Raw genomic sequence first — 18,434 nt, forward strand, 5'->3', positions numbered from 1 at the left:
GGTGTATGGGGGCAATAGAGCATATACAGGCACAGGCCCTGCATCGCAGGGAGTATGCCCTGAGCGTGATCAAGAATGTGCAGTTGATGTCCGCCATCGACACGGCACGGCTTGCGCTCGGGTTGAATATGCTGGCTCAACATGGCCGTATCGCCTTTCATTTCCACCCTGACAGAATCGACTCCCGCGGTTGGCCCGTGTTGGCCGGTATGCTGGCCGACGGTATTTACAAGACCCAGTTTGAAACCCGAGTATCCAACGGCAAACTCTCGCCTCAGGTTGGTGGTCCGCGAGATCATTGGGAAAACCAGCTGTTTGGCGACTGTTATCGTGGCGCCAGAGGGCGCCCCAAATACGGCGCCCTGGACCTGGGCATGCACCAAAACGGCCCCTCGGCCCGTTTCGGCAGTTGTTATCTGTTGTCATCACCTGCGTTGCTGCACCGCTGCACTTTCAGCTATCTGGACTCCTGCCGTGAGCCCAGGGAAAAAGGCACTGCGGCCTGCTTTGAAGATATTTTTGCCGCGCTGTTCAACGAGTGCTTTGAGCGTAGTTCGGCATTGGGTGTAAGTCAGTTGCGCCCGGCGGCCTTGGTCGATTATCTAGTTGATGCCTTGCCTTTGGGGGTGGCAGCCAGGTTTGAGCGCCCCATGAGCGGTGACCTGGATCATTACATTGAGGCTCAATGCCATGGTGAGCTGGTGATAGGTGAAGACTTGACTCACTTGGTGGCCGATCCGGCATTCAAAGGCACAGAGATGGAGATTCTGATGCAGCGCTTGTGTGACAAGTACCGACTGCAGCTGTGTTGGCATCAGGGCTATCAAATGCCGGTTGACCAAGTGCCGCCAGATTTTCGCGGTGCCGCCATGCCCAAGCTCGCCGCCTTGGTGGCACCGGATGGCCTGCTCGATGCCCGTCTGATAGGGGAGGCGGCGCTGGCACTGCATAAAGATCCGCAGCAGTGGCGCATGCATGGCAATGAAACCGAGCTCAAGCAGCAGCTCAAGTTGCTGTGGCATGTGCTGGTGCGTTTTGGTCACAGCCGTTGAGGGCACTCCATCTCTGGTCGGTAGTCTCAATTGAGCTGGTATTACTCCGTGAGTATGCACCGTGTGCTCACTGCGGTAGCTGTGCCATCGAAGTGACCCTCTAGCGTTAAGTAGATCTAGCGTTAAGTAGATTGTGGGGATGGCGTTAACCTGGGCTTAATCCGTTCGGCTTAAGATACGATTATTTGATCTGGCGCAAATTTTGTGAGTCCGGTAACAGTTCCTTGGCGGCGGTTTTCTTCCCTTGGCAATGCCTGCGATACTGCTTGCCTACCGAACGATTCGCCTTAGGTCAAGCTATTGCCTTGCGGCTTTGGCAGCAATAGAGTCATTAGCTGATTTTGCAGTAGGATCCCATGGACAAATCCTTAGAGAAACAACTCGGTCGCTGGCTCAAAGCGCAGCAATCTGCCTGTGGCCCCTTCCTTAAACTCTCTGTGTTGTTGGGCGTGCTCAACGGCTTGGCGCTGGTGGGCCAGGCCTGGGTGCTGGCCACTGTGTTGCAGGGGCTGATCATCAACGAGCTAGAGAGGCAGGCATTTATTCCGCATATGTTGGCCTTTGCCACTCTGGTGTTGCTGCGAGCGGTTATCGCTTGGCTCAGGGAGCGAGTCAGCTTCGAGGCCGGCAGGCGCCTTAGAGAGCAGATGCGCGCCGCTGTGCTAAATAAGCTTGAGCGCCTGGGGCCGGCCTTTGTCAATGGCAAGCCTGTCGGCAGTTGGGCCAGTATAGTGCTGGAACAGATAGAAGACTTGCAGGATTTCTACGGCCGTTACCTGCCGCAGATGAGCCTGGCGGCCTTTATTCCGTTGATCATCTTGGTATGTGTTTTCCCCATCAACTGGGCCGGTGGCCTGATATTGCTCGGCACAGCTCCCCTTATTCCACTGTTTATGGTCTTGGTCGGCATGGGCGCCGCCGATGCCAACCGCAAGCATTTCAGTGCGCTGCAGCAATTGAGCGGCCACTTTATGGATCGCCTCAAGGCTTTGCCGACACTCAAGCTTTTCTATCGCGCCGAAGCGGAGCAGCGCGCCATAGGCAAGGCCTCGGAAGACTTTCGTGAGCGTACCATGGCAGTGCTCAGAATGGCGTTTCTCAGCTCCGCCGTACTGGAGTTTTTCGCCGCGGTATCCATCGCCATTTTGGCGGTGTATTTCGGCTTCAGTTATCTGGGGCACCTGGACTTTGGCCATTACGGCATGGGTATCAGCCTGTTTACCGGGATGTTTGTGCTGATTCTGGCACCAGAGTTTTATCAGCCGCTGCGCGACATGGGTACTCACTACCATGCCAAGGCCCAGGCGGTGGGCGCCGCCGAATCCTTGATGGCACTGCTGGAATTGCCTGAGCCGCTCAAGCGTGGCGAACAGCCCCTCCCCGGTGAGAGCATTGAACTGCAGGCCCGGGATCTCAAGGTGTTGAGCATAGACGGCGTGCCTTTACTCGGGCCGCTGAGTTTTAGCTTAGCGGCGGGCGAGAAGCTGGCCTTGGTGGGCCCGAGTGGCGCCGGTAAAACCAGCCTGCTCAACGCTCTGCTGGGGTTTCTGCCCTATGAGGGCAGCTTAAAGCTCAATGGTATTGAACTGGCCGAGCTGGATCCTGCCGCCTGGCGTAGCCGTATCGCTTGGCTTGGCCAGAATCCTCAGCTGTTCCACGGCACCATCGCCGATAATCTGCGCCTCGGCCAGCCCGAGCTGACCGAGGCGCAATTGTGGGATTATCTGCAACAGGCCAAGGTGGCCGACTATGTTCGCGCCTTGCCGGATGGGCTGGCGCACCAATTGGATGAATACAGCGGTGGCCTGTCTGTGGGGCAAGCGCAGCGGCTGGCTTTGGCCCGCGCCCTTGGGCGTCAGGCGCAGCTGTTTGTGCTCGATGAGCCCAGCGCCAGCCTCGACAGCCAGAGTGAACAACTGGTGCTTAGTGCGCTGTGGCAGGCGATGGCCGGTAAGAGCTGCCTGATGGTGACCCACAGATTGGATCAACTGGATCGGATGGACAGAGTCCTGGTGCTGGATCAGGGAAAACTGGTGCAGCAGGGCATCTTTGCCGAGCTCAAAGCGCAGCCGGGCTTGCTGGCGCAGATGTTGGATGAGCTGCCGCTGGCGGTCTCCCTCGATGATACGTCAAAGGCATCGCCGCCGATTGCTGCGGCCGCTGAGCCGGAAGCCGGGTCAGACTCAAAACCCGCGTCTGAGTCAAAGTCAGAGTCAAATCCAGAGTCAGGGGAGGAGCGCTGAGATGAAGCTGTTACTGCCCTTTATCCGTCTGTTCCGCCGCCAGTCTTTGATGATGTTTGTCGGCCTGCTGCTGACAGTAACGACCCTAATGGCCGGTATTGGCCTGTTGTCGCTCTCCGGCTGGTTCTTATCTGCTACGGCAGTGGCCGGTCTGGCTCTGGCGACGGCGGAAACCTTCAACTACTTTACTCCGGCGGGCGGGGTGCGTTTCCTCTCCATTGCCCGCACGGCAAGCCGCTACGGTGAAAGGCTGGCTACCCATGAGGCCACTTTCAGGATCCTGACCGATCTCAGGTTATGGGCCTGGCGCTCTTTGCTGCCTTTGAGTGAACGCAATCTCTCCGGGATGCGCCGCGGCGATCTGCTCAACCGTTTGGTGGCCGATATCGACACGCTGGATCACCTGTATCTGAGGTTGTTGACGCCGCTGACGGCCTTCTTGCTGATGTTGCTGGCATTGACCACCTTTATCGGTTGGTTTGATCTCAACTTGGCTCTCCTGCTTTGTACTGGCCTCTTGCTCAGTTGGTTGTTGTTGCCGAGTGTGTTCTATCTGCTTGGCAGGCAGCCCGGGCGCGAGTTGATTGAAGCGCGGCGCAGCTACCGGGTACGGCTGCTGGAGTGGTTGTCCGGCCAGGCGGAGCTGAGTTTGTTCTCCGATGCCAAAGGCGGCGCTGCTGAAAGCTTTCGGGCGGAACTCGACCGCGCCGAGCAGAGCTGGTTTGCCAGTCAGAAGGCAATGGCGGCGATCACCGGCCTGAGCCAGGCCATGTTGATCCTCTGTCACGGCTTGTTGGTGTTGTTGCTGCTCTGGTTTGCCGCCGCAGGAGTTGGGCCGGCCGTGCCTCCCGGGCCTTTGCTGGCCATGGTTTTGTTTGCCACTCTGGCCTGTATCGAGATGATGATGCCGCTGGCCGGCGCCTTTCAACATCTGTCTTCTGTGCTCTTGGCCGCCAAGCGGGTATCTGAGCTGACAGAGCAGCGCTCCGACATTGAATTCCCTACCGTCTCGGCAGCCATGCCCGAGAGCGGCGCCCTTAGCATCAAAGATGTGCATTTCGGTTACACAGATACCCAGCCAGTACTGCAGGGCTTGTCGCTGCAGGTGCCGGCGGGCAGCAAGGTGGCGCTCCTTGGGAAAACCGGCTCGGGTAAGTCCAGCCTGCTGACCTTGATAACCCGTCAGTGGCAGCCGCAGCAGGGTGACATATTGCTGGGCGGCGTGCCTGTGGCCTCCTTGGATGAAAAGACCTTGCGGGCTTCCATGACAGTGGTCAGTCAACGGGTGCAACTGCTCAGCGCCAGTCTCAGAGATAACCTGCAGCTGGCCTTGCCGGAAAAAGTCACCGATGACACGCTAGCCGAGGTGCTGCGCCAGGTTGGGCTGGAGGGGCTGCTTGACGGCGAGGGGCTCAATGCCTGGATAGGTGAGGGCGGGCGTCAGCTATCCGGTGGCGAGCAGCGCCGAATCGGCGTGGCTCGGGCGCTGCTGCGGGATGCGCCGCTGCTGCTGCTTGATGAACCTACAGAGGGGCTTGATCGGCGTACCGAGCAGGAGATCCTCAAGTTGCTGTTGCAGTTTGCCAAAGACAAGACGTTGGTGATGATAAGTCATCGCCTAACCGGTATGGCGCAGATGGATGCCATTCACCTGTTGGATGAAGGCAAGATAGTGGCCAGTGGCAGCCATGAGCAACTGCTGCAGGAGTCGACCGCCTACAGCGCCCTGTATCAGAGGTTACATTGAGCCGCAGAGGTTCAAAAAAGGCTCAAGAAGATACTCAAAAAGAGGCTCAAGATAGACTTATTCAAAGGGATGCATCGGCATCCCTTTTTGCTTTAAAAGCGCTAAATTCTCGCCTGGATCACAGATCCCATACGGGTTCAAAGTCAGAATAAAGTTATTGGCATATGCTAATAACCAATAAGGATACTCCCATGCCCAGACCCAGAAAATGCCGCCGCCTGCAGCATGGCACGCCCTGTCGCTTCTACAAACCCAACGGCATTCCGGCCTCAGCCCTGGAGGCGGTCGCCTTGGCGGCCGATGAGTTTGAGGCCCTGGCGCTAGCCGACTTTCGCGGTCTGGCGCAACAAGAGGCCGCCGAGCAGATGGGGATATCCAGACAGACCTTTGGTAACTTGATTAAGCAGGCACGCCATAAGCTGGCCAAGGCCCTGATAGAGGGACAGATGCTGGAGTTGCCCCACACTGAGGAACAGAGATGATAGTGATACCCTTGAGCCGGGGCCGCTTGGCCGGGCATTTTACCAAGGCCAAAGAACTGGCCTTTTATGATAACCACCATAACCACTGTTTTACCCTGGATAACCCGGCAGTCGCAGGCGGTAACTGCGCCGCCAAAAAGGCGATGCTGCAACTTATCAAGGACAAAGGTGGCCGCATTGTGTTGGTGGATCAAATCGGCGAGCGAATGTTGGGTAAGCTGCTCGATGGCGGCATCAGCGTTTGTCGGCCAGGCAAAGAGAGCTGCGATATCGCCGCTTTGCTGGTTGCGGCCAGCGATATTCAGTTGCGGCTGACCAATGCCGCGGCTGGACGTCCATCACTCAAACATCAAGCCAAAGGAGGTTGTGGTGGCGGCTGTGGTTGCCATGGTCATAATGAAACCGGCGCAGCTTGTCATGGTGATGATCATGGCCATGAAGCGGATGCGAAAGGCGGTTGTGGCGGCTGTGGCTGTAAGAGCCGCACCGAGGCCAAACTAAAACCTCTTGGTGACCCGTTAAACCAGCAAGGCAAGTTGAGTTACGCAGGCTTCAGGCCTTTGCGATAAAGCCGTCTACAGAAATAGATACAAGAGTGCCGGCAGAAAGCCGGCACTCTTTTGCCCAAAACCTTGGGTTAGCAAAGTCTTGCGCTATCAATCATCCAGGCGGCACTGGCTCAGCAGTTCGCCACTGAAGCGGCATTCCAGGTCGACCCTCTTGCCGATATGAGGCTTGAGGCTGTCGTCGCTGGCCTTATAACCCCAGAGGCTGGCGCCTTGACCGTCATCATTGACCAAGCCCTTGAGCTCTATGTCCGCTTCCTGCACCTCAGGTTCGATTTCCATTACCAGGAATTGGCCATTTTGCTCTGATCCTTCAACCTGTACCCAGGTGCCGTTGAGGCTGGCTTGGTTCAAACCATCTTCAAAGCGGGTCTGAGGCGTCAGTGTCAGCACTATGCCGTTGATGCTGAATACACCGGCCTCATACACTGCCTTGCCTTCAACCTCGAAGCCGTGGCCTGCAATTACAGGAGGCTGACTCTGTTTCTCAAATTCAATTTCGGTGGCCTTCAGCTCTTGAGTATCGTCTTGCCACAGGCCTTCCACATCGACCAAGGCACCGGGTTTGAGATCGGCAACAGTGCCATCTTCAAAGAGAGTCTTGCCATCCAGTGTCACTTGCCATTTTTGGTTCAGGGTAAAGCGGGTTTGCAACTCGTTGACCCAGGTAACCTGACCTTCAAGTTCCACCTCAGTGCCGTTGTCCAAATCCGGGGCGCGTTCGACTTCCACTTCAGAAGCCAGTAATACTTCACCCTGATATTGACCTTCAACTTCTACCCAGGAACCATTGGCCAGTGTGCCTTCTACCTGCACGGCATTGGCACCATAGTCCACCTGCATGCTACCGATATAGAACTGCTTCAGATGGGTGTCCAGCTTGCTTACCCGGCCTTCAACTTCCATCTCTTGCCTGTCATTGTCGATAGCAAAATAGGTGGCCTTGAACTGGTTATCACTCAGGTTATAACCACTGATCTCAACTATGTCGCCGGCCTTAATTTTACTTATGTCCAGCCCAGTCACCCGGTAGCCGGCCACAACAGCCTGATCGCCATCAATAGCGCTCACCGGGGAAACCAGCACAGGGTCATAATCCACGCTGGTGGCACTGCTGCCATCTGTCTTGATGTTGAGCTGCATACCTGGTTTCAGCTCGGCGACACTGGCCTTGGTTTCATTGATTTCAACACTGGCCCGGGCCGCCGGGATTGCTACACCATTGACCCAGAGCTTATCCGTATCGACCTTTTGCAGGGTACCTTGGATAGTCTTGGCCAAAGTGGAAACCGGCGGTTGGGGATCGGGATTGTTCGGCTCATTGGAGTCTGAACCGCCACAGGCGCTCAGTCCGGCAACGAGAGGAACCAGCCATATGCTTCTTTGCATTCTGTTCTCCTTAGGGTCATGGATTTCAAAAACGGCGGCAGAATAAACAACTGCAGATGAGGCCAAGATGAGGAGGGAATTAAACTTTGTTAATAATCGGGTGTTGCCGTTAATAAATAGCGGGTTACTGTGAAAATCCCCGTGCTGTAGTGGTTTTTTTCTGAAGCGGTTATGGGAATAAATCTCTCATATTGGCCGCAATTGAGGCACAAACATGCGGTTGCAGCGCAATCAATGCGCTTTGATGTTTTTTGCCTTGTAGGAGCCAGGCTTTTATCCCGTAGGAAAACATTAATAGCTAAAAAAGAGAACAAGTTACTACTTGGCTCAACACCTTTTTATGGCTAAAGTTATCTGTATTAGGAAAGTCGTGACAATGATGTCCACCCTCAATCAGGAAGATACTATGAACCCTACCAAAGAAAACTCCTTGGATTTGGAAGTGATCAGTTTACTGGAAGACAAGCAAAAGATTCTTGCAATTAAACACCTGCGTGAACGTGAGAACTTGAGCCTAAAAGAGGCAAAGAGGAAGGTGGAAGACTATTTGCAGGGGCATCCGGAACTGGAATTGACCGACCAAGAGCCGGGGAGCGGCAATGCGATGGTCTGGATAGTGCTGGTGGCATTGGCCGCAGCTGCAGCCTTGGCAGTTTCTACTCAGCTGTAGGCTTTGAAATATCTCTACTTCTGGCCGCTAAAATCCAAGTTTTTTTAAACTTTCCTCATTTCTAGGCAAAGAGAATTGAATTTTTCCAATTCTCTTTGCATCTCTTGCCATTTTTGACTAATTGTTGAGCCTGAGTCGAGAAAACTCACGGAAGCGATTGGCTTGAATGTGGTACCTTTGCCCGCTTTGATTTTGACAAGATGACGCCCTTGTGCGGCGGGGACATAACAATGAATAACAAACACTGGATTGGCAATATCGGCGTGCAAGTCGTGATTGCCATGTTTTTGGGGGCGGCTGTCGGCTGGTGGTTGGGCAAAGATGCCAGCATGTTTGCCCCACTGGGGACTATTTTTATCCATCTAATCAAGATGTTGGTCATTCCTCTGGTATTGGTGGCCATCATCTCCGGTGCCGCCAGCCTAGGGGATACGCCATCGGCGGGGAAAATCGGTCTCGGAACATTCGGTTTCTTTATTGTGACTTCGGGCATTGCCGTGGCGATGGCATTGGCGCTGGGAAACCTGTTTGAACCGGGCAAGGGTGTTGATTTTACCGCTCACAGTATGACGGATCTGATGGAGGTCACCAAGGAGCAGGGCGATCTCCCCGGGGTGATGGATACCTTCATCGGCATGATACCAACCAATGTGTTTGAGTCGCTTACCGGCGGCAATATTCTGCAGATCCTGGTGTTCAGTATCTTCTTCGGCATAGCACTGACCAAGGTCAAGGGCGATGGTGCCAAGCCGATCCTCGGCGCGCTCAACGCCATCACGGAGGCCATGGTATGGATGATCAACTGTGTCATGTTGGTGGCCCCCATAGGCGTATTCGGTCTGATGGCTGACTCAGTCGGCACCTTTGGTTTTGAAGCCCTGGAGGTGGTATTTAAACTGTTCATCGTCTTCGTTGGGGCAATTTTGATTTATGGTTTCATCTTCTTCCCCTTGGTGGTGCAACTGTTTTCCAAGGTGTCGGCGGCACGCTTTATCAGTGCAATGAAAAAGCCACAGGTCATGGCGCTGTCCACAGCTTCCTCCATGGCAACCTTGCCGGTGAATATGGAAACCTGTGAGCAGGAGTTGAAAGTCTCAAAAGCCACGGCTTCTTTCGTATTGCCGTTGGGCGCCACCATCAATATGAGCGGCAACGCCATCTATTATGGTTTGGTCGCCATGTTCTTTGCCCAAATGTATAACATTGATCTGAGCCTTGCCGCCTATGCGGCTATCATCTTCACCTCCACCTTGGGCGCTATTGGCCAGGCAGGGGTGCCGGGACCTTCTTTCCTGGTGGTGGCCGTATTACTGGCGGCCAAGATCCCTATTGATGGACTGCCACTGCTGTTTGCCCTCGACCGGGTATTTGACATGATACGTACATCGCTGAATATTACCGGCGATGCAGCCTGCGCTCTGGTGATGGACAACTTTTGTCCCGAGGAAGCCAAGAGCTGATAGCGTGAGTTTGTTTGCCGTGAGCAGGTAATAAAAAGCCAGGAAACTATTCCTGGCTTTTTTCATGGGTGGAGATTATTCCGCATCACCCAGTGACAGTAGAGTGGCATTGCCACCTATGGCTGTGATGTTGTTGGTGCGGGTCTTTTCCGTCATAAAGCGGGTCAGGTAGTGTGGCCCGCCAGCCTTGGGGCCTGTGCCGGAAAGCCCCTGACCACCGAAGGGCTGCACACCCACCACGGCGCCAATCTGGTTACGGTTGATATAGACGTTACCTACATTGACTCGGTCGGCAACGCTCAGGGCGTGGCCTTCATTGCGGCTGTGGATCCCCAGAGTCAGACCAAAGCCTGTGCTGTTGATATCGGCAATCACCTTGTCCAGCTCTGAGGCTTTGAAACGGATAACGTGCAGTATCGGGCCGAAATGTTCTTTCTCCAGCACCTTGATGGAATCGATTTCCACTGCGGTTGGAGCAACGAAATGGCCATCCTTGCAGTCAGCGGGCAGCTCCACCTGTTTGATAAGCTTACCTACCTGTTTGATGTGCTCGATATGAGCGTTGAGATTGGCCTTGGCGGTGGCATCGATCACAGGGCCGACATCTGTCTTCACTGAACCTGGATAGCCAATGCTGAGTTCATCCATGGCACCCTTGAGGATCTCCAGTACCCGATCGGCGATATCTTCCTGCAGATAGAGTACCCGCAGCGCTGAGCAGCGCTGGCCGGCACTGGTAAAGGAAGAGGCAACCACATCGTTGACCACTTGCTCCGGCTGGGAAGTGGAGTCCACCACCATGGCATTTTGACCACCGGTTTCGGCGATAAGCGGAATGATGGCGCCTTCGCGGGCAGCCAGAGCACGGTTGATCACCTTGGCCGTGCCGGTAGAACCTGTGAAGCATACGCCGCCGATACGTTCGTCGCTGGTCAGTGCGGCGCCGACACTGGCGCCTGTGCCCGGCAGGAATTGCAGCACTTCTTTGGGGATCCCGGCTTCATGGGCCAGTTGTACGGCGCGGTAACCCACCAGGCAGGTTTGCTCGGCAGGTTTGGCGATAACTGTGTTGCCGGCAGCAAGGGCAGCAGTCACCTGACCGAGGAAAATCGCCAACGGGAAGTTCCAGGGGCTGATACAGACAAAGACACCGCGGCCTTGAACAAACAGCTCGTTCAATTCGCCGGTCGGCCCAGGGAGTAGCTCGGGCTTGCTCATCATCTTCTTGGCCTGCACTGCATAGTAGCGGCAGAAGTCGATGGCTTCACGGACTTCATCTATGCCGTCCTGCAGACTCTTGCCTGCTTCCCGGGTACAGAGCACGATCAGCTCTTCGCGATTTTCTTCCAGCAGGTCGGCCAGTTTTTGCAGCGCGTTGGCGCGCTTTTCCACCGGCGTGCGACACCAGGCAGGGAAAGCTGCGACGGCTGAACTGATGGCCTGCTCGACGGCTTGGTTGTCGGCAAAAACCACCTGACCGACGGTTTGTGTAGTGTCATAGGGGCTGACAACCGCCTTTGACTCGCCGCTCAGGGTTTCACCATTGATCAGCGGGCCGCCATGCCATTGATGAGTCTTGAACTGATCCAGTGCTGCGAAGAAGGGTTCGGCTTCAGAGAGAATGTTCATATTGAGTCCCTTGGAGTTTTTGCGTTCACTGCCAAAGATGTCGGCAGGCTTCACTATCTTGTTATTGGCCAGGGTTTTGTATTGTTTGACTGTCACCAGAGGGTGGGTGATCAGTGAATCGATCGGCGTCTTGGGATCCACCAACTTATGCACAAATGACGTGTTGGCACCGTTTTCCAGCAGACGGCGCACCAGATAGGGCAGCAGATCTTTATGGGCACCTATCGGGGCATAAATTCTGACGGTGCGAGCTCGGCTTTCCGCCAAAATAGTGTCGTACAGTTCCTGTCCCATGCCATGAAGACGCTGGAATTCAAACTCACGATCGCCGGCCATATCGCTGATGGCAGCGACCGTCTGGGCGTTATGGCTGGCAAATTGTGGATAGATGGCACCGCGGGTCTTGTCCGACAGCAGGAAACGGGCACAGGCCAAATAGGAGAGATCCGTCCCCACCTTGCGGGTGTAGAGAGGGTAACCGGCTTCACCTGCCTGCTGAGCCCACTTGAGTTCGCTGTCCCAATAAGCGCCTTTCACCAGTCGCAGCGGGATTTCATCACCTTGCTCTTTGGCAAGCTTGGTCAGCCACAGGAGTACAGGCAGGGCCCGTTTGGAGTAAGCCTGCACCACTATGCCCAAAAGGCCCCAACCCTTGGCGGCTTCAGAGTTGTATAGCTTGCGGAACAGCTTGAGCGACAACTCGAGACGGTCTACCTCTTCGGCATCAATAGAGATACCGACATTCAGGCTGCGAGCTTGCTCAATCAGTTTGATCACTGTGGCATACAACTCGGACATGACTCTGTCTTCATTGGCCACTTCATAGCGGGGATGCAGCGCCGACAGCTTGATGGAAATCGTCGGTCTGGGCGCCTGGGATTCATCGTACTGCTGGGCTCCCAATTCGCTGATGGCGTGGGAGTAATCCTGGAAGTATTTCTGGGCGTCTCTCTGGGTCAGTGCGGCTTCACCCAGCATGTCGTAAGAGTGGGTATAGCCCTGCTTGCGCTTGTCTTCACTGTTTTTCAGCGCTTCTTTAACTGTGCGGCCGAGTACGAACTGCTTGCCCATGATCTTCATGGCGGCATACATGGCTTGACGGATCACCGGCTCACCCAAGCGATTAACCAAGCGCTTCAATAAGTTGCTTGGACTGCCATCCAGGTTGCGATCCAGTTTGACGATTTTGCCCGTCAGCATCAGGCCCCATGTCGAGGCGTTGACCAATACAGAATCACTCTTTGACAGATGCTCGTCCCATTTGGCACCTGATAGCTTGTCTTCAATCAGGGCATCGGCCGTTTCCGGATCCGGGATCCGCAGCAGGGCTTCGGCCAGGCACATGAGTATGATGCCTTCCTGAGTCTCAAGGCTGTATTGCTGTAAAAAAGCGTCTATACCTACCATCAGACCTTTTTTGTCATATTGACGAACCTTGCTGACCAAGTCGTGGGCGCGACGGGTCACACGCTCTATGGTTTCGTCACTCGACGGGACTAGCTTGATCAGATCGGACAGATATTGCTCTTCGTCGACAATATAGTTGTCACTGATGGCTTTAAAGAGTTCGTCGAGATTGGCGCTATCATAGTGGCCTGCCAGAACTTCACTCGCTTTGAACATAGTTATCGCTTCCATCTAAGCCGGTTGGGGGCAGTTAAGGACTGCTCGAATTACCTGGAATATGTCTGACGCAAAAGACGCTTTATTATTTTTGTATACAATATTGGCGCTTGCGCGCGCCGATTATACAATCAAAATGTGATCTGTGACACCAATCTTGGCGGGAATGTGAAAATTGTTTAATTGGCTTTACGTAGCCCAGCTGTAAAGTCACATAAACAAAAGGCCAGTGGTTTTAAACACTGGCCTTTGAGAAGGGAAAAATGCTATTACATCCAACGATCTTTCTTGCGTCGCTGTGGTCTTGGCATGTAAACCAGAATGACCCCGAGGATCAAACCCAGGGCGGCGATGAGCCCGCCTTCCTGCCACATACGGAAACGTTCATTGTCTTTCATCGACTTGAGCTTGGCTATGGCTTCATCGCGTTCTGTGCTGGCTTCAGCCAGTTCCGCCTGGGCCTTGCTCAGCTGAGACTTGAGGCTGCCAAGCTCGCCCTTGAAGTCACCATTTTCGCTCTGAAGTCCTGTGAGCTGGCCTTTGGCTTCGGCCAACTGGCTTTCCAGTTCTGAGACGCGAAAACGCAGCGACTTGTCCTTGGAGATCATGCTGGTCAATACCCAGCCTTCACGATCCTTATGGTCGATAATCTTGGTGTAATCGCCTTGGCGCTCAGGCAACACGCTTATCTGCTGACCGGCTTCGACACTACCCAGGATCCGGTATTGAGTGCCGGGTCCACCATGAATATAGATGAAGACATCGTCCGAAATATAGCGCGTCTGGCCTTGGGCCAATAGGGTGGGAGACAGGAGCATCATCCCTATGAGAGTCAGGAGTCTTAACACTTAGTCATTCTCTGTCGCAAAATACTGCCCACATGCTAGGGATTTGAGGGCGCCAATGCAAGAGGGAAGTCATTCGACTTCCCTCTTATAATCATGATATTTACCGTGATTTCTACAGCTATTTCTGTTAGCCGAACACACCTTTAATGGTGAAGAAGAACAGAATAGACAAGCCGGCACCGGCTGGCAGGGTGACGACCCAAGAGACCACAATGTTGCGAACCACACCGATATTGATGGCGGCAATACCCCTGGCCATGCCCACACCCAGTACCGCACCCACCAGAGTTTGAGTGGTGGAGATAGGCAAACCTGTGCCCGAGGCGATAACCACGGTTGACGCAGCAGCCAGCTCGGCGGCAAAGCCGCGACTTGGAGTCAGGTGAGTAATATTTTTGCCTATGGTGGTCATTACGCGCTTACCGAATATGGCCAGTCCCATAACGATACCGACGGCGCCCAGAGGCAGAATCCACCAAACCAAAGCTGACTTAGAGCCGATTTCTCCGCCACTGCTGACTACAGAGACTACCGCGGCCAATGGGCCGATGGCGTTGGCCACGTCATTGGAACCATGGGCAAAAGCCATACAACAGGCAGTCACTACCATCAGGATGGCGAAGACTCTTTCCACGTTACCAAATTGAGTTTGGCGGTCATTTTTGCTGCTCATTTTCAGGCGACTGATGGCGATTTTACCTGCGATACCCACCAGAATGGCAATCGCCAGCGCCAGCAGATAGGCTTCCACTGTGCTGAACTTGAGACCAACGTGTTTCAATCCTTTGGTGATGGTGACCAAAGACATTACAAAGCCGGCAAAGGCCATGTAGAAAGGCACATAACGTTTGGCGTTACCGAGAGGATCTTCGGTGTTGAAAATCAGTTTTTGTACGCTCTGGAAAATCATAAAGGCGATAAAGCCGGAAATCGCAGGGGTGATGACCCAAGAGCCAACGATACCAACGACTTTGCCCCAGGCAACGGCTTCAGTGCCCACGCCCACGGCGGCAAAACCTATGATGGCACCCACGATAGAGTGAGTGGTGGAAACCGGCCAGCCCAGAGCTGATGCGGCGACCAGCCAAATGCCTGCGGCCAGTAGCGAAGCTATCATGCCGTAGACCAGGAGTTCCGGCACTTCGGTAAAGTAGCTGGAATCTATGATCCCATTGCGAATGGTGCTGGTGACTTCGCCACCGGCCAGATAGGCCCCGGCGAATTCAAAGATCATTGCGATAATGATCGCTTGCTTAATGGTAATTGCGTTTGAACCAACAGACGTACCCATTGCATTCGCCACGTCGTTGGCTCCAATGCCCCAGGCCATAAGAAACCCGAAAACAGCCGCGATACCTATGAGCCAGGGGCCATAGGTGACTAATACATCAACCATGTTGTTACCTTGATAACCTTTTGTTTGTTAGACGCGAGCCAGCATCAGCTCAAGGCGGGAACCGACACGTTCGGCAAGATCTGCCAGGTCACCAACCCACTCAATTATCTTATAGAGAAACATGACATCGATAGGATTCAGTTCAGCTTCCATAGCGAACAGCTGTCGACGCACCTGAATTTGCAGATCATCAGTGTCTTCTTCGATGGCATCGAGTTCACTGATCATTTTGGCAACCAAATCCACTTCACGGCCACGGAAGCCTGCTTCCAGCAGATCATCGAGCTCGTTGATCGCTTCTTTGGCCAGGGCGACTGCATCCAGGCAGCGCTGCAAATAAGCGATGAAAGGGGTTTGGATGGTTTGAGGGACAAGCAGTTGGCGGCCGATGATTCGACCTGAAATATCTTTGGCTTTATTGGCGATTTTGTCCTGTTGAGTCAGGAGCTCCAGCAAGTCAGTCCTTTCTACTGGCATAAACAAACCACCTGGCAGTGTCAGGCGGATTTCGCGTTTCAGTGAGTCAGCTTCTTTTTCCTCTTGGCTGATCTTCTTGCGAATAGTGACCGCATTGTCCCAATCTTCAGCTATGGTTGCTTCGAAGAAGGGCACAAGTAACGAAGCGCAATCGTATACTTTGTCTATATGCTCTTGCAGAGGTTTTATCGGCGATTTTGCAAACACGCCTAAAATAGAGTTTACTGGCATAGCCGTTTACCTATTTAGGTTATTCCACTATTGGAAAAGCGGGCGAATGTTAACCCAAGCGTCCGCTTATTGAAACTGTGTTTTTACAGAAAACACGTCAGTTCTTATTCTATCGGGTTATATATCACCCGACAGGATAATCCTAGGTCATTTTTGTGACAACAATATGACATTGTGACCTCGAAATGACGAGATGATGAATTTTTGATGACAAAATGAGCAGTAGTGCACCATGGATGCCGACAATCAACAAAATGAGATAGAACTTAAGCTCTTTTTCCCCGCCACGGAAGTCAGTCGCCTGACCACATTTCTGAACTCCTTACCCGCCGCCACATCCCAAGGGTGCCAGCAGCTAAGTAATGGCTATTATGATACGCCCGAGCTGGCACTGCGTCAGCTGGATATGGGCCTTAGAGTCCGCGGATGTGATGGCAAGCGGGAGCAAACCATAAAAACGGCCGGTCGTGTTAGCGGTGGGATCCACAGTCGGCCGGAATACAATGTCGATATAGACGCCAATAGCCCGGTTTTGTCGCTATTTCCCGCCGAAATTTGGCCTGAGAATTCCGACATCGATTCGTTGCAGGCCCGGCTTACCTGCCTGTTTCATACCGATTTTCAGCGTTGCCGCTGGTTGGTGGTTCAGGGGGAGAGCCTGATAGAACTGGCTCTGGATACCGGCACTATCGCCGCCGGGGGCCAGAGCGAATCGCTTTGTGAGTTGGAGTTTGAACTCAAGCGTGGCCGGGCGGCCGATCTCTTGCCGTTGGCACAGCAGGTTGCTGCCAATCTGCCCATGCGTCTTGGGAAGGCCAGCAAGGCGCAGCGAGGTTATCGTCTGGCGCAGCAGGCCAGTCCGCTGGCGTTGGAGGCGCTGCAATATATCAGCCTGCCCTGCGACAGTGATATCAAAGCTACCCTTCTGGTGGTGCTGGAAACGGCGCTGGAGCGTTGGCAACTGTTGGAGGGCATGATTGCCGAGAGTTTGGATGACCCGGCAGGGCAAGCGTTATTGTGGCAGCGTCTGCGCTCCTGTGTGCGCCTGCTGCGCTTGACCCTGGGCCAGTTTACTCTGGGCAACAGCCAGACTGATGCGCGATTTTTCTGGCTGGAGCAGCAACTCGCCTTTGTAACAGAAGCCAACTCTCTCACGCGTCTGGCCCAGGATAAATTGTTGCTTGGTAAGTTGGCCAATGCCGAGAGCGTGCGCGAGCGAGCCGTGCAACAGTTGCAAAAGATGGATTTCCGCAGCCGCTTGCAAGCGCTATGGCAGGATTGCCGTTATGGTCAGCTGCAGTTGCAACTGGTCAATATGTTGCTCGAGCTGGCCAGTGGCGAGATGCAGATAGCCGTGGCAGGGGGCTTGAAGGGAACCTGTGACGGTCTGCAGGAGGCTTCCTGGCAAAAACTGCTGGCGGCCATGCAGGGAGACGAGCTCAGCCGTGATGATTATCTCAAGCTGGCAGCTCCCTTGGATGAAGGTATTTTGGTGGGGCTGGCCTATGGCAGTCTCTACTCATCCAAGGCTCGCGATAGTTTCCGCGCGCCCTGGCAGGACTTGAGTCAGGGGATCATCAGTCTTGGCGCTTATGCCATGGCCGAGCAGTTGGCGCCAGAGCTTGCCGAGGCTTTGGCAGACAAACAGCAGAGTCTGATTTTTGCCATGGAACAATCCCGCAAGATGGCACTGCAGCAGCAACCCTACTGGCGCTGATGCCTGGTAAGAGTTCCGGACGAATCGCCCGGGAGTAAGCACTAAAAAGGACGCCTCGGCGTCCTTTTTAGTCGATTGATTAGTCCCGTTGCTGCTGCGCCAGCTTCTGTTTCAAGTCGGCGATTTCCGTCAGCATCTGTTGTTGGTTGGCTTCCATGCGTTCGAGTACCAAATCCAACTCGCTCTTGATGACCTTGCTTTGGTTTTCCAGGCTCTCCTGCTCATCGGGAGCGACAAATAGTGATGCCATATAACCGGAAATAACCCCGAAGAAACTGACCCCGCAGACGATGACCACCCCACCTATCACATGGCCCACTGTCGTCACAGGGTAAAAGTCACCGTAACCTACGGTGGAAATGGTCACTATTGCCCACCAGATGGCGTTTTCGGCGGTTTGAATATTGGCGCCTTCGGCGCCGCTTTCCACCAGCAACATCAATACCGAGGCTATGGTGATGATGGTGACCATGGATACCAGCAAGCTGGCGATGGTGGCCTGACGCCTTTGCTTCAGCAGTGGCCCTATCAGGGAACGACTCATGCGAATGAGCCTCAATACCCTGAGGATCTGAAATAAACGGGCAAAGCGCAGCGCTTCAATCGCCGGAATACTGGCGACAAAGTCGACCCAGTGAGACTTGATATAGGTGAGTTTATTCTCTGCCCGGAACAGACCCACCAGGAAATAACTCATAAAGATAAAGCAGATACCCGTATCGATATAAAACAACAACTTGTGGGTTTCAGGATCGACAGGGACAAAGGTCATGATAAGGATCACAACCACAGAGATCAGCGACAACATCATCATCGCCAATTCGAAAGGGGAGACCTGAACAGGCGGTTTCAGGAACCAGCGAGATTTATCCGGCATTGGTTCTTCCATTGAGAAACTTTGTAT

At 54.0% G+C, this 18,434-nt stretch carries 14 protein-coding genes; 8 read left to right on the forward strand and 6 right to left on the reverse strand.

Annotated elements, in window-relative coordinates; all coding sequences use genetic code 11:
• Positions 1–5: 5 nt before the first annotated feature.
• The 5 genes from ACWAU4_RS03955 to ACWAU4_RS03975 all read left to right on the forward strand — a co-directional run bounded on the left by ACWAU4_RS03955 (position 6) and on the right by ACWAU4_RS03975 (position 6,093).
• The gene (locus ACWAU4_RS03955; protein ID WP_107005557.1) at positions 6–1,052 is read left to right on the forward strand and encodes a DUF3626 domain-containing protein; all 1,047 of its coding nucleotides are present in this window, start codon (positions 6–8) and stop codon (positions 1,050–1,052) included.
• A gap of 356 nt (positions 1,053–1,408) precedes the next feature.
• A complete protein-coding gene (cydD, locus tag ACWAU4_RS03960; protein WP_208125525.1) occupies positions 1,409–3,295 on the forward strand; it encodes a heme ABC transporter permease/ATP-binding protein CydD in 1,887 nt (628 codons plus the stop codon).
• 1 nt (position 3,296) lies between these two features.
• Positions 3,297–5,042, forward strand: a complete 1,746-nt coding sequence (gene cydC, locus ACWAU4_RS03965; protein WP_208125526.1) for a heme ABC transporter ATP-binding protein/permease CydC — start codon at positions 3,297–3,299, stop codon at positions 5,040–5,042.
• 191 nt (positions 5,043–5,233) lie between these two features.
• A complete protein-coding gene (locus tag ACWAU4_RS03970) occupies positions 5,234–5,524 on the forward strand; it encodes a DUF134 domain-containing protein (RefSeq protein ID WP_025888568.1) in 291 nt (96 codons plus the stop codon).
• A complete protein-coding gene (locus tag ACWAU4_RS03975; RefSeq protein WP_101059221.1) occupies positions 5,521–6,093 on the forward strand; it encodes a NifB/NifX family molybdenum-iron cluster-binding protein in 573 nt (190 codons plus the stop codon). The genes ACWAU4_RS03970 and ACWAU4_RS03975 overlap by 4 nt, the downstream gene beginning before the upstream one ends.
• Positions 6,094–6,180: 87 nt before the next feature.
• On the opposite strand, the gene ACWAU4_RS03980 is transcribed toward ACWAU4_RS03975, so the two are convergent.
• On the reverse strand, positions 6,181–7,479 hold the full coding sequence (locus tag ACWAU4_RS03980) for a DUF5666 domain-containing protein (protein WP_107005560.1): 1,299 nt from the start codon (positions 7,477–7,479) through the stop codon (positions 6,181–6,183).
• Positions 7,480–7,885: 406 nt separating this feature from the next.
• On the opposite strand from ACWAU4_RS03980, the gene ACWAU4_RS03985 reads away from it, so the two are divergent.
• Both ACWAU4_RS03985 and ACWAU4_RS03990 read left to right on the forward strand, forming a co-directional pair.
• The gene (locus ACWAU4_RS03985) at positions 7,886–8,149 is read left to right on the forward strand and encodes a hypothetical protein (protein WP_208125527.1); all 264 of its coding nucleotides are present in this window, start codon (positions 7,886–7,888) and stop codon (positions 8,147–8,149) included.
• Positions 8,150–8,379: 230 nt separating this feature from the next.
• Entirely contained in the window at positions 8,380–9,609 is a 1,230-nt protein-coding gene (locus ACWAU4_RS03990) for a dicarboxylate/amino acid:cation symporter (protein ID WP_025010350.1), read from the forward strand.
• Between the two features lie 75 nt (positions 9,610–9,684).
• On the opposite strand, the gene putA is transcribed toward ACWAU4_RS03990, so the two are convergent.
• The 4 genes from putA to ACWAU4_RS04010 form a co-directional block, all read right to left on the reverse strand.
• On the reverse strand, positions 9,685–12,876 hold the full coding sequence (putA, locus tag ACWAU4_RS03995) for a bifunctional proline dehydrogenase/L-glutamate gamma-semialdehyde dehydrogenase PutA (RefSeq protein ID WP_170946755.1): 3,192 nt from the start codon (positions 12,874–12,876) through the stop codon (positions 9,685–9,687).
• 254 nt (positions 12,877–13,130) lie between these two features.
• Positions 13,131–13,709 carry a TIGR04211 family SH3 domain-containing protein gene (locus tag ACWAU4_RS04000; RefSeq protein ID WP_025010352.1) on the reverse strand — a complete coding sequence of 193 codons (579 nt, stop codon included), beginning with the start codon at positions 13,707–13,709 and terminating at the stop codon, positions 13,131–13,133.
• Between the two features lie 127 nt (positions 13,710–13,836).
• The gene (locus tag ACWAU4_RS04005; RefSeq protein ID WP_025010353.1) at positions 13,837–15,105 is read right to left on the reverse strand and encodes an inorganic phosphate transporter; all 1,269 of its coding nucleotides are present in this window, start codon (positions 15,103–15,105) and stop codon (positions 13,837–13,839) included.
• Positions 15,106–15,132: 27 nt separating this feature from the next.
• Entirely contained in the window at positions 15,133–15,813 is a 681-nt protein-coding gene (locus tag ACWAU4_RS04010) for a TIGR00153 family protein (RefSeq protein WP_025010354.1), read from the reverse strand.
• A gap of 232 nt (positions 15,814–16,045) precedes the next feature.
• Between ACWAU4_RS04010 and ACWAU4_RS04015 the strand changes: the two genes are divergently transcribed.
• On the forward strand, positions 16,046–17,530 hold the full coding sequence (locus ACWAU4_RS04015; protein WP_243756823.1) for a CYTH domain-containing protein: 1,485 nt from the start codon (positions 16,046–16,048) through the stop codon (positions 17,528–17,530).
• A gap of 79 nt (positions 17,531–17,609) precedes the next feature.
• Here the strand turns inward: ACWAU4_RS04015 and ACWAU4_RS04020 are convergent, their stop codons facing one another.
• The gene (locus ACWAU4_RS04020; protein WP_025010355.1) at positions 17,610–18,407 is read right to left on the reverse strand and encodes an ion transporter; all 798 of its coding nucleotides are present in this window, start codon (positions 18,405–18,407) and stop codon (positions 17,610–17,612) included.
• Between the last annotated feature and the right edge of the window lie 27 nt (positions 18,408–18,434).

This window comes from Shewanella sp. FeAMO, assembly GCF_053653955.1.

Coding starts and splice junctions, on each gene's coding strand:
- ACWAU4_RS03970 (WP_025888568.1), top strand. CDS start 5,234: ATGCCCAGACCCAGAAAATGCCGCCGCCTGCAGCATGGCACGCCCTGT.
- ACWAU4_RS03985 (WP_208125527.1), top strand. CDS start 7,886: ATGAACCCTACCAAAGAAAACTCCTTGGATTTGGAAGTGATCAGTTTA.
- ACWAU4_RS04010 (WP_025010354.1), bottom strand. CDS start 15,813: ATGCCAGTAAACTCTATTTTAGGCGTGTTTGCAAAATCGCCGATAAAA.
- cydD (WP_208125525.1), top strand. CDS start 1,409: ATGGACAAATCCTTAGAGAAACAACTCGGTCGCTGGCTCAAAGCGCAG.
- ACWAU4_RS04015 (WP_243756823.1), top strand. CDS start 16,046: ATGGATGCCGACAATCAACAAAATGAGATAGAACTTAAGCTCTTTTTC.
- ACWAU4_RS03980 (WP_107005560.1), bottom strand. CDS start 7,479: ATGCAAAGAAGCATATGGCTGGTTCCTCTCGTTGCCGGACTGAGCGCC.
- ACWAU4_RS04005 (WP_025010353.1), bottom strand. CDS start 15,105: ATGGTTGATGTATTAGTCACCTATGGCCCCTGGCTCATAGGTATCGCG.
- cydC (WP_208125526.1), top strand. CDS start 3,297: ATGAAGCTGTTACTGCCCTTTATCCGTCTGTTCCGCCGCCAGTCTTTG.
- ACWAU4_RS03975 (WP_101059221.1), top strand. CDS start 5,521: ATGATAGTGATACCCTTGAGCCGGGGCCGCTTGGCCGGGCATTTTACC.
- ACWAU4_RS04020 (WP_025010355.1), bottom strand. CDS start 18,407: ATGCCGGATAAATCTCGCTGGTTCCTGAAACCGCCTGTTCAGGTCTCC.
- ACWAU4_RS03955 (WP_107005557.1), top strand. CDS start 6: ATGGGGGCAATAGAGCATATACAGGCACAGGCCCTGCATCGCAGGGAG.
- ACWAU4_RS03990 (WP_025010350.1), top strand. CDS start 8,380: ATGAATAACAAACACTGGATTGGCAATATCGGCGTGCAAGTCGTGATT.
- putA (WP_170946755.1), bottom strand. CDS start 12,876: ATGGAAGCGATAACTATGTTCAAAGCGAGTGAAGTTCTGGCAGGCCAC.